The following is a 9179-nucleotide window of genomic DNA, read 5'->3' as shown; positions in this document are numbered from 1 at the left end:
GGGGAACCCTGAGGGAATCAGAGTCCCTCAGGGTTCCCCTCACGGACTTCGGAATCAGCCCTTCACCAGCCCCCGCATCTCGGCGATCTCCGCCTGCTGCGCGTCGATGATCCGTTGCGCGAGCGCCTTCGCCCCGGCATCAGCACCCTGGGCCAGTTCCGTCTTCGCCATCTCGACCGCGCCCTGATGGTGCTTGATCATCATGCCCAGCCACGCCCGGTCGAACTCCGCGCCCTTGGCGGCGTCCAGGCTTTTCATGTCGGCGTCGGACATCATGCCGGTCATCTCGTGGCCGCCGGACATTTCGTGGCCGCCGGGCATGGAGTGGCTCGTGGCCTCGGCTCCCCAGGACTTGAGCCACCCTTGCATCTGCTGGATTTCCGGGTCCTGCGCCCGGCCGATCCGGCCGGCCAGGTCGACGACCTTCGGGTCGCTGCTGCGCGACGGCACCATTTTCGCCATCTCCAGCGCCTGCTGGTGGTGCGGGATCATCTGCTGCGCGAACGTGACGTCGGCGGCGTTGTGCCCGGACTGAGCGGCCGGTGCAGGAGCGGAGGAATCGGGGCTGCTGCACGCGCCGAGCAGGAGCGACGCGGCCAGCACGGCACCGCTGAAAAAGATTTTGCGCACGAAAAAACCTTCTCTCAAAAGGAAAATTGCGAAAAACGACCGGAACAACAGCACCGGTCAGGTGCGCAACACGCAGAGAGAAGTCAGGACGGTCCGGCCGCGTCTGTCGGGCGGACGGTCGGCGATGGGGGAGCCTCGGGTGCCGTCGAAAACCAGCTTGACCGAGGTGTAGCGGCGAAGGGCCAGCAGGCCGAGGACGAGGGCGCCGGCCGCATACAGGACCGCCAGGCAGAGGTGCAGCATCGAGTGCTCGCCGGCGGGCATGCCGGAATCCGCGGCGGGAGCGGCGGCGTGGTGTGCTTCGACGACGGACATCTGGCTCGTCATGGCATGCCCGGAGCCAGGAGAAGGCACGTGGTGCATCACGGCGACACCGAGCGCCAGCGCGAACAGCAGCAGGATCCGCTGCGCGCTGCCGAGCCGGGACGTCGCCATGGGGTCAACCGTACCGGGCGGCCGGGAAACAGGTGCGCGGGACGAAACGGTCACGCTGAGTGGCCGCGAGGAGGTGTCCAGTACTGGAAGTTGAACATTCACTCAACCAGGTTCCATCCCGTGGCGCCGAGGCCGCCCCCGCTCGCCCGGGGCACGGGTGTGCTACTAGGTTCGAGGGGGCAACACTTGATGTCGAAGACAGAAGGAGGGCCCATGGCCCGGTACGAGCTGCCCGAACTCGATTACGACTACGGTGCTCTCGCGCCGCACATCTCCGGTGAGATCAACGAGCTGCACCACAGCAAGCACCACGCGACCTATGTGAAGGGCGCGAACGACACGCTGGACAAGCTCGCCGCCGCGCGGGAGGCGGGCGATTTCGGTTCGATCGTGGGCCTGGAGACGACGCTGGCGTTCAACCTGGCCGGGCACGCCAACCACGTGGTGTGGTGGAAGATCCTGTCGCCGGAGGGCGGGGACAAGCCGACCGGCGAGCTGGCCGCGGCGATCGACGAGGCGTTCGGCTCGTTCGACAAGTTCAAGGCCCAGTTCACCGCGGTGTCGACCACGATCCAGGGCAACGGGTGGGGTGCGCTGTCGTGGGACCCGATCGGCAAGACGCTGATCACCCAGCAGCTGCGCGACCACCACAACAACCTGATCCTGCCGACCACGCCGATCCTGCTGGTCGACGTGTGGGAGCACGCGTTCTACCTGGACTACAAGAACGTGAAGCCGGACTACGTCAACGCCCTGTGGAACATCTTCAACTGGGCCGAGATCGGCAAGCGCTTCGACAACGCCGTCGCCGGCGGCAACGGCCTCCTGCTCGGCTGAGGCCCGCAGCGCACTGAAGCACCGGAAACGGGGTCTGGCCCACGCGGGCCGGGCCCCGTTTTCGCATTCCCGGCGGGAATAGTCGGCCGGGTGGGGGAAATCGCTGCGGCAAATGTCGGGAACTGCTGGTCCATCGGCACTCCGGCGGGCGGCCGCTATCCGGGGAAGCCCGCCGTGCGGTCCGGATCCGGCGGCATCCGGGGCGGGTACGGCGCGCGTCCGGCGAATGCGGAACCGCTAAGACGAGACGATTTGTCTCGCCTTAGCGGTTTCGGCTGCTAACAGCCAGTCGAGGGGACACCTGATTCAGCGAGATTCGCTGGCATTCGGTGGGTTCCTTCCCCGAACGGGAAATGCGGCTGGACAGCGGCGGATCGGCGCGGCACCCTGGAAGCGCAACCATGTCGGGGGGCAGGGGGAGCACATGGCGTTGCGCATTCATTTCACCGACGACGATTTCGGCCGGACGAGGAGGCGCACCGGTCCCGATCCGCTCTGGGAACTGGTGCTGAGCCTCACCGCGCTGCAGAGCCGCCGTCCGGCGGGCGGGCCGAGGGTCTGGTCCGCGCGTGCCCGCAAGCAGCTTCGCCGGGAGGGGTTGCTCGCGCAACCCCGTCCGGTCGCTGCGCTGGAGTTCCGCAACCGGGCCGCGAAGGCGCTGCCGCCGGGCGGGCAGTCCGGCCGCGGCGCGTCGACGGTCCGGCACGCGGGGGTGCTGAGACAGGCGGACCGGCGGCGGGAGATCGGCCCGGTCGCCGGGGACGGTGTCGTGCACGTCCCGAAAACCCGGCTGCGCCCGGACCTTCAGACGTTCTTCGTGCACGGGGCCGCGCCGTCGTGGGTCGGCGAGCTGGCCGACGGGGCGCGCGCCCGGCTCGGATCGGCGCTCACGTCCTACGGCACGGCGCACCAGGCTTCGTTCGTGCCGGCTGCCCGCACCGAACGCGACGACGCCGCGCCGATCCGCTGGGCGGGCGCGGAGTTCTCCGGCGAACCTCCCGCGGACCGCGGTGTCTGCTTCGGCGGTCTGCTCGTGATCCCGGCCTATTTCCGGGTGGAGGAACCGGATCCGGCGGCCGGACCAGAGCTGCCCGTGGTCTGGGGCCGGCTCGCGGAGCGCGCGCTTCTCGCGGGCGAGGCCGCCGGGGACCCGCTGCCGGATCTGCTCGGCGAGACCAGGGCCCGCGCGCTGCACGCGCTGGCGGTCCCGCTGTCCACCGCCGAACTGGCCGGGGAGATCGGCGTGACCCCGGGCGCGGCGAGCAAGCACGCGGGGGTCCTGCGCCGGGCTGGGCTGGTGGAGACCCAGCAGGACGGGAACACCGTCCGGCACGCGGTGACGGCCACCGGGCAGGCGTTGCTGAGCGCGTCCGGCGGGTGATCCGAAATAATAGTGCGTTCCGGGAGAATTCCACGTACTGGCGGAAGACGGCGACAATAAACGACGCGGTGCGGCGCGGGGTGCGGCCCAGGTCCGGCCGGTCCGAAATGGAGTGCGGCTCGCGGCGGCTAACCTGCTGGAGACGTTCTCGAGCGGGACGGGGCGTCCGGGTTGCCTCTGTGTGGCGTTACCCACGAATGAGTGAAAATAACGGGTGAAATCGGGCAGCTGTTCGGTACCGCTTGCCCGCGGCGGGCGCCTTTTCCTGCGACTTGGGCACATTTGTCCGCGAACCCTGCCGCTTTCCCGGTTTTCGCGGCATTCTCGGGGCATGGCTTCTGGTGGTTTCCGCGCGTCCGCGGTGCGCGGGCGCGTGTTCCTCCTCCCGGCACTGGCCGCGGCCGTCGCGGTCTCGGCGCTGGCCGGGGTCTGGCTGGGACTGTGGATCCACCGGCAGGGCGCGGCGGCGATCGACCGCGCGCCCGGCCGGTCCGTCGTCGCCGCGGTCGAGCCGGCTCCCGGTGCGCTGCGCGGGACCGAGGGCGCCGCGATGCCCGACACCCGGCGCGTCACGTGGACCGCCCCGGACGGCGGCACCGAGGAGGCGGACATCCCGCTGCGTTCCGATCCGGCGGCGCGCGGCCTGACCCGCGTCCGCGTCGACGCGCGGGGGCAGCTCCGGGCGTCGTCCCCGGACCGGATCGACGTGCTGTCGGTGTCGGTGATCACGACGATCGCCTGGGAAACGGTCACCGCGATCGCGGGATTCGCGCTGTACCGCCGTTTCGCGCGAGAGCGGGTTCCCGCCTGAGCAGCTACCGCCAGTGGCAGCGGTAGAACCAGATGATCGCGAGCGGGACCGCCGTGGTGAGCACCGCGCCCACCGCGATCGGCGGGGCGGAGCCCATGCCGAACCCGACCACCAGCGCGACCAGCCCGGTGAGGAACACGCTGAGCACGCCGAGCGCGGCCGCGGCGAAGGTGATCGCCGGCATCGGCCGGAACTTCTCGAACCGGCGGGCGAGACGCGGGTTCTCGCGGGCGAGGCGGCGTTCGATCTCGTCCAGCTGATGTTGTTCGTGGTCGCGCAGCGCCATCGTCCGCTCCGCCCGTCGACCTGGCCGGGACTTCCGCGCTGATTCTGCCACGAAACGCGGCCGGAATCCGGGTTCGCGGCCGATTCGGCGCCGTGGCGGGGAGAGCCCGCGACCGGATCGAAGGGCGACGGCCGAGGGCGCGGAATCCTTCCGGAATCCGCGAAGCAGGGCGGCCCGGCGAGCGGGCCGCCCTGCGGGTCAGTCGCGGCGGCGGCCGCCCACGATGAGCCGGTAGCCGGTCAGGATGACCAGCGCGCCGAGCACCGCCAGCCCCCACGTGCGCAGGTCGAAGAACGTCCCGAGCTGGGTGTGGAACAGCATTTTGCCGATCCAGCCGCCCACGAACGCGCCTCCGATCCCGAGCAGGATGGTGATGATGCAGCCGCCCGGGTCCTTCCCCGGCATGAGGGCCTTCGCGATCAATCCGGCGATCAGGCCCAGCACGATCCAGCCGACAACGCCCACGTCGGTCCTCTCCTCGGTACGGCGGCGACCCGGCGGGCCGCCCCTGGCCGGACCAGGATGGCATGGTCCGGCCGGGTGGCGCGCGGCAGCGCCGGAGCTACTGTGCGTAGCATCACCAGCGTCAGCGGCGGAGAGCCGTTTCCTCCTCCATATGCGACAGCTTCGCCGGATTCCGCACCGCGTACAGGCCGGTGATCTTGCCCTCGTCGAGACGCAGCGTGAGCACGGTGTCGACCTCGCCGCCGAGCCGCAGCACCAGCGCCGGGTGGCCGTTGACCTGGGTCGGGTGCAGCGATTGCGCCCGGATCTGGGCGTGGCTGGCGGCCAGCAGCCGGGCGACCTTGTCCGCGCCGACGATCGGCCGCAGCACCGCCTGCTTCACGCCGCCGCCGTCGCCGAGGAGAACGACGTCCGGGGCGAGCATGTCGAGCAGTCCCTGCAGATCGCCGGTTTCGACGGCGTTGCGGAACGCGTCGAGCGCACCGCGGGTTTCGGCGGGCGTGACGTCGCCGCGCGGGCGGCGGGCGGACACGTGCGACCGCGCCCGGTGTCCGATCTGGCGCACCGCGGCCGGGGTTTTGCCGACTGCTTCGGCGATCTCGTCGTAAGGCATGTCGAAGACCTCGCGCAGCACGAACACCGCGCGCTCGGTCGGCCGCAGCGTTTCGAGCACGAGCAGCATCGCCATCGAGACGTGGTCGGCCAGTTCGGCGTCCTCGGCGACGTCCGGCGCGGTGAGCAGCGGCTCGGGCAGCCAGGTCCCGACGTAGGACTCCTTGCGCCTGCCCAGCGTGCGCAGCCGGGTCAGCGCCTGGCGGGTGGTGATCCGGACCAGGTAGGCGCGGTGCTCGCGGATCTCGCCGAGGTCGACGCCCGCCCACTTCAGCCAGGTTTCCTGCAGCACGTCCTCGGCGTCGGCGGCCGAGCCGAGCATCTCGTACGCCACGGTGAACAGCAGGTTCCGGTGGGCGAGGAAGATCTCGGTGGCGCGGTCCGGGCTCGCTTCGCCGGGGGCGGTCATGGGTGCTCCTTCGTGTTCTGAGGTCGATCGCCCATAGGACGCCGGCCGCCGGGAGTTTGTGACACTCGCGTCCCGCGCTTTCTCAGCGCGGTTCGGCGTCGAAACCCCCCACGGGATGCGAGGGTAACCGGAGAGGACCTCTGCGGAGAGGAGTTCGCGACGATGGCGGAGCGGGGACCGGACTGGCTGCGGCGGACGTGGGACGAGGCCGCGCCGAGGTACGACCGCGACATCGCGTGGTTCGAGCGGGCGCTGCTCGCCGACGGCCGCGCGTGGGTGTGCGGGCAGGCCGAGGGGGAGGTGCTGGAGGTCGCCGTCGGGACCGGCCGGAACCTGCCGTGGTACCCGCCGGACGTGCGGCTGACCGGGATCGACCTCAGCCCGTCGATGCTGGACCTCGCCCGTCGCAGGGCCGCCGAAACCGGCCGCCAGGCGACGCTCGCCGAGGCCGACGCGCAGTCCCTTCCGTTCCCGGACCGCACGTTCGACACGGTCGTCTGCACGCTGGGCCTGTGCGGCGTCCCGGACGAACGCGTCGCGCTCGCGGAGATGCACCGCGTGCTGCGGCCGGGCGGACAGCTTCTGCTGCTGGACCACGTCGGCAGTCACCGCCGGTTCGTGCTCGCCGGCCAGCGGCTGCTGGAGAAGCTGACCGTGCCGCGGTTGGGGGACTATCTGACCCGCCGGCCGCTGCCGTTGCTCGCGGCGGCGGGGTTCGAGGTGGAGCGGGCGGAGCGGAGCAAGGCCGGGATTGTCGAACGGCTGGCCGCGCGGAAGACGGCTTAGTCCTGTACGGTCGTATTGTACGTTCGTATAGGAGGTTCGGATGAACGGCAAATGGGGGCACGTCGCGGTCGGCGTGCTGATGGTGGTCGTCGGCGCGGTGCTGTACTTCGTGTTCCACGACGTCGAGACGCCGGTGGTCGGGCTGCGGCAGGTCGGCGTAGTGGTGGGAGTGATCGGGATTCTCGAGCTGATCGCGGTCGCCTGGCGGGCGAGCACTGGGGCGTCCCGGAGGTGAAGCGTGCCGTCCATGTGCTCGATGCTGTGCTGAACGTATTGGCAGAGCAGGGAATCGGCGCGCTGAGCGTGCGGACGGTCGCTGCTGCGGCGGGGGTTTCCCCGGCCCAGGTGCAGTACTACTACCGCACGAAGAACGACCTCGTGCGCGCCGGTTTCGAGTACGCGGGAGAACAGTTCCTGGCGGAAATCGAAGCGGCGCAACCGAAATCGATCGCCGGTTTCGTCGAGCTGTGGCTGCCGCTGGACGAACCGCGCGCCCGGCGGGCCCGCGTCTGGCTCGCGTACGCGGCGGCGGCCGTCGTGGATCCGGTGCTGCAGAAGGAAAACGCGAACCTCGATCGCGAGCTGCGGCAGTGGTATGTCAACGCCGGGCTGTCCGAGGAAGCGGCGGCGCAGGTGTTCGCGATGATCGACGGCGTGACGCTGCAATGTCTCTCGCTGCCGCTGGCGGAACGCCGGGCCTTGACGGACCGGACGGTCGGGGCGTTCCTGGCGACGCTACCTCAGTGAATGTAACACGTGATACGTTCAGCGCCGTGACAGAAGGCAAGTGGCTGGTGCTGGTGGTGCGGGTGCCGTCCGGACCGTCGCGGCATCGGGTCGCCGTGTGGCGTGAGCTGCGGCGGGTCGGTGCGTTGTCGCTCGGGCAGGGCGCCTGGGCGGTGCCGGACGTGCCCGGGTTCGCCGCCGGGGTCGCGCGGGTCGCTGAGCTGGCCGAACGCGGCGAGGGCGAGGTCATCACGCTCGCCGCCGCGGAACGGGACGGCTCGCGCCTGGTCGAGCTGTTCACCGCCGAGCGGGAAGAGGAGTGGACGGAGTTTCTCGCCGACTGCGGGAAGTTCGACGCCGAGATCGACAAGGAAATCCGGATCGGCAAGTTCACGATGGCGGAGCTGGAGGAGGAAGAACAGAGCCTCGAGCGGTTGCGGCGCTGGCACCGGGAGCTGAAGGCGCGGGATGTGTTCGGCGCGCCTTCGGCGGGGGAGGCCGAGCAGCGGCTGAAGCAGTGCGCGGAGCGGCTCGCGGACTACACGGAGCAGGTTTTCCAAGCCCTCCACCAGATGTGAATGGGCGGGGTCTCCGGTCCGCGGCAGAGGTGAGGGTTTCGCATGGGTTCCGAGTTGCGTCCGCTGTACGCCGCCGGGTTCGTCACCGCCTTCGGCGCGCACAGCATCGCTGCCAGCCTCGGCGCGTACACACCCGGCGATTCGTTGCTGACCTTGGGATTGCTGCTCGCGGTCTACGACGGGGCCGAGGTCGTGCTCAAGCCGGTGTTCGGGTCGCTGGCCGACCGGATCGGGCCGCGGCCGGTGCTGCTCGGCGGGTTGCTGGCGTTCGCGCTCGCGTCGGCGGCCTTTGTCGTCGCGGGAAATCCGGCTGCGGTCGGGCTGGCGCGGTTCGGTCAGGGAGCGGCCGCGGCGGCGTTCTCGCCCGCGGCCGGTGCGTTGGTCGCGCGGTTGTCGCCGGCGAAACGGCAAGGGCGGGCGTTCGGCGGTTACGGCGCGTGGAAGAGCGTCGGCTACACGCTCGGCCCGTTGCTCGGCGGTGTGCTGATCATGCTGGGCGGGTTTTCCTTGCTGTTCGGCACTCTCGCGGTGCTGGCTTTCGTTGTCGCCGGGTGGGCCGCGATGGTGGTGCCCGCGCCGGAACCGTTGCCGCGCCAGCGGCAGACGGTTTTCGATCTCGCTCGCCGGCTCGCTGAGCCGGGTTTCCTGCGGCCGACCGCGGTGCTGGCCGGAACGACCGCGGCGCTCGCGGTCGGGATCGGATTCCTGCCGGTGACCGGTGCGGCGAGCGGGCTGGGGACGGTGGCGACCGGTGCGGTGGTGTCGGTGCTGGCATTGTGTTCCGCGCTCGTGCAGCCGTGGGCCGGCCGGCTCCGGGACGCTGGGCGGATTTCCGACGGGCGGGGGATGGCTGGCGGGCTGCTGCTGACCGCTGCCGGGCTGGCGCTGGGGGCGTTCGTGCCCGGTGTCGCAGGGGTGGTGGCCGCGGCGGTGGCGATCGGAACCGGGGTCGGAGTGGCGACGCCAGTCGGGTTCGCGCATTTGGCTGGTTCCGCGCCGCAGGAACGTCTTGGGCAGACGATGGGGGCTGCCGAGGTCGGCCGGGAGCTGGGAGACGCGGGCGGGCCGTTGCTGGTCGGAGCGATCGCGTCCGCGGCGACGCTGGGCGCGGGGTTCGGCGGGCTGGCGGTGGTGCTGGCGATAGTGGGATCGCTGGTGGCGAGGACTTCCGCTGGCTCCGGAAAGCCGTGCGGGGAACCCTGAAGGAATCAGGGCTCCCCGCA

The 9179-nt window shown here is 70.7% G+C and carries 13 protein-coding genes; 8 read left to right on the top strand and 5 right to left on the bottom strand.

The features are described from left to right. Nucleotides 1-54: 54 nt before the first annotated feature. Together ACWGIC_RS24220 and ACWGIC_RS24215 are read right to left on the bottom strand one after the other, a co-directional pair. Nucleotides 55-630 (bottom strand): DUF305 domain-containing protein, encoded by a 576-nt coding sequence (locus tag ACWGIC_RS24220; protein WP_452078227.1) that lies wholly within the window; start codon nucleotides 628-630, stop codon nucleotides 55-57. A 57-nt stretch (nucleotides 631-687) separates the two neighbouring features. Then, the gene (locus ACWGIC_RS24215; RefSeq protein ID WP_452078226.1) at nucleotides 688-1065 is read right to left on the bottom strand and encodes a hypothetical protein; all 378 of its coding nucleotides are present in this window, start codon (nucleotides 1063-1065) and stop codon (nucleotides 688-690) included. 213 nt (nucleotides 1066-1278) lie between these two features. On the opposite strand from ACWGIC_RS24215, the gene ACWGIC_RS24210 reads away from it, so the two are divergent. The 3 genes from ACWGIC_RS24210 (at nucleotide 1279) to ACWGIC_RS24200 (ending at nucleotide 4094) form a co-directional block, all read left to right on the top strand. Then, nucleotides 1279-1902: a superoxide dismutase gene (locus ACWGIC_RS24210; protein WP_452078225.1), complete on the top strand. Its 624-nt coding sequence runs from the start codon at nucleotides 1279-1281 to the stop codon at nucleotides 1900-1902. 424 nt (nucleotides 1903-2326) lie between these two features. Then, entirely contained in the window at nucleotides 2327-3283 is a 957-nt protein-coding gene (locus ACWGIC_RS24205; RefSeq protein WP_452078224.1) for a winged helix-turn-helix domain-containing protein, read from the top strand. A 331-nt stretch (nucleotides 3284-3614) separates the two neighbouring features. Continuing rightward, a complete protein-coding gene (locus tag ACWGIC_RS24200) occupies nucleotides 3615-4094 on the top strand; it encodes a hypothetical protein (protein WP_452078223.1) in 480 nt (159 codons plus the stop codon). Between the two features lie 4 nt (nucleotides 4095-4098). Here the strand turns inward: ACWGIC_RS24200 and ACWGIC_RS24195 are convergent, their stop codons facing one another. From ACWGIC_RS24195 to ACWGIC_RS24185, 3 genes are all read right to left on the bottom strand, one after another. After that, nucleotides 4099-4380, bottom strand: a complete 282-nt coding sequence (locus tag ACWGIC_RS24195; RefSeq protein ID WP_452078222.1) for a DUF3040 domain-containing protein — start codon at nucleotides 4378-4380, stop codon at nucleotides 4099-4101. 198 nt (nucleotides 4381-4578) lie between these two features. After that, nucleotides 4579-4845: a GlsB/YeaQ/YmgE family stress response membrane protein gene (locus tag ACWGIC_RS24190; protein WP_452078221.1), complete on the bottom strand. Its 267-nt coding sequence runs from the start codon at nucleotides 4843-4845 to the stop codon at nucleotides 4579-4581. Nucleotides 4846-4966: 121 nt separating this feature from the next. Continuing rightward, a complete protein-coding gene (locus ACWGIC_RS24185; RefSeq protein ID WP_452078220.1) occupies nucleotides 4967-5866 on the bottom strand; it encodes an RNA polymerase sigma-70 factor in 900 nt (299 codons plus the stop codon). Between the two features lie 162 nt (nucleotides 5867-6028). On the opposite strand from ACWGIC_RS24185, the gene ACWGIC_RS24180 reads away from it, so the two are divergent. The 5 genes from ACWGIC_RS24180 to ACWGIC_RS24160 are packed head-to-tail and all read left to right on the top strand — an operon-like array spanning nucleotide 6029 to nucleotide 9159. Then, complete coding sequence (locus tag ACWGIC_RS24180; protein ID WP_452078219.1) at nucleotides 6029-6652, top strand: class I SAM-dependent methyltransferase; 624 nt, start codon at nucleotides 6029-6031, stop codon at nucleotides 6650-6652. A gap of 40 nt (nucleotides 6653-6692) precedes the next feature. Further along, complete coding sequence (locus tag ACWGIC_RS24175) at nucleotides 6693-6887, top strand: hypothetical protein (RefSeq protein ID WP_452078218.1); 195 nt, start codon at nucleotides 6693-6695, stop codon at nucleotides 6885-6887. A 26-nt stretch (nucleotides 6888-6913) separates the two neighbouring features. Continuing rightward, entirely contained in the window at nucleotides 6914-7399 is a 486-nt protein-coding gene (locus tag ACWGIC_RS24170) for a TetR/AcrR family transcriptional regulator (RefSeq protein ID WP_452078217.1), read from the top strand. A gap of 26 nt (nucleotides 7400-7425) precedes the next feature. Continuing rightward, nucleotides 7426-7956, top strand: a complete 531-nt coding sequence (locus ACWGIC_RS24165) for a Chromate resistance protein ChrB (RefSeq protein ID WP_452078216.1) — start codon at nucleotides 7426-7428, stop codon at nucleotides 7954-7956. Between the two features lie 42 nt (nucleotides 7957-7998). Further along, nucleotides 7999-9159 (top strand): MFS transporter, encoded by a 1161-nt coding sequence (locus tag ACWGIC_RS24160; protein ID WP_452078215.1) that lies wholly within the window; start codon nucleotides 7999-8001, stop codon nucleotides 9157-9159. The last annotated feature ends 20 nt before the right edge of the window (nucleotides 9160-9179 follow it).

The organism is Amycolatopsis sp. NPDC054798, from assembly GCF_053611505.1.
Note: the sequence above shows the minus strand (reverse complement) of the source record. Positions and strands in the feature narration are given on the sequence as shown.

Bases quoted from the DNA above. Each gene is read 5' to 3' on its own strand.
- ACWGIC_RS24175 (WP_452078218.1), top strand. From the start codon at position 6,693: ATGAACGGCAAATGGGGGCACGTCGCGGTCGGCGTGCTGATGGTGGTC.
- ACWGIC_RS24185 (WP_452078220.1), bottom strand. From the start codon at position 5,866: ATGACCGCCCCCGGCGAAGCGAGCCCGGACCGCGCCACCGAGATCTTC.
- ACWGIC_RS24205 (WP_452078224.1), top strand. From the start codon at position 2,327: ATGGCGTTGCGCATTCATTTCACCGACGACGATTTCGGCCGGACGAGG.
- ACWGIC_RS24215 (WP_452078226.1), bottom strand. From the start codon at position 1,065: ATGGCGACGTCCCGGCTCGGCAGCGCGCAGCGGATCCTGCTGCTGTTC.
- ACWGIC_RS24200 (WP_452078223.1), top strand. From the start codon at position 3,615: ATGGCTTCTGGTGGTTTCCGCGCGTCCGCGGTGCGCGGGCGCGTGTTC.
- ACWGIC_RS24210 (WP_452078225.1), top strand. From the start codon at position 1,279: ATGGCCCGGTACGAGCTGCCCGAACTCGATTACGACTACGGTGCTCTC.
- ACWGIC_RS24180 (WP_452078219.1), top strand. From the start codon at position 6,029: ATGGCGGAGCGGGGACCGGACTGGCTGCGGCGGACGTGGGACGAGGCC.
- ACWGIC_RS24160 (WP_452078215.1), top strand. From the start codon at position 7,999: ATGGGTTCCGAGTTGCGTCCGCTGTACGCCGCCGGGTTCGTCACCGCC.
- ACWGIC_RS24195 (WP_452078222.1), bottom strand. From the start codon at position 4,380: ATGGCGCTGCGCGACCACGAACAACATCAGCTGGACGAGATCGAACGC.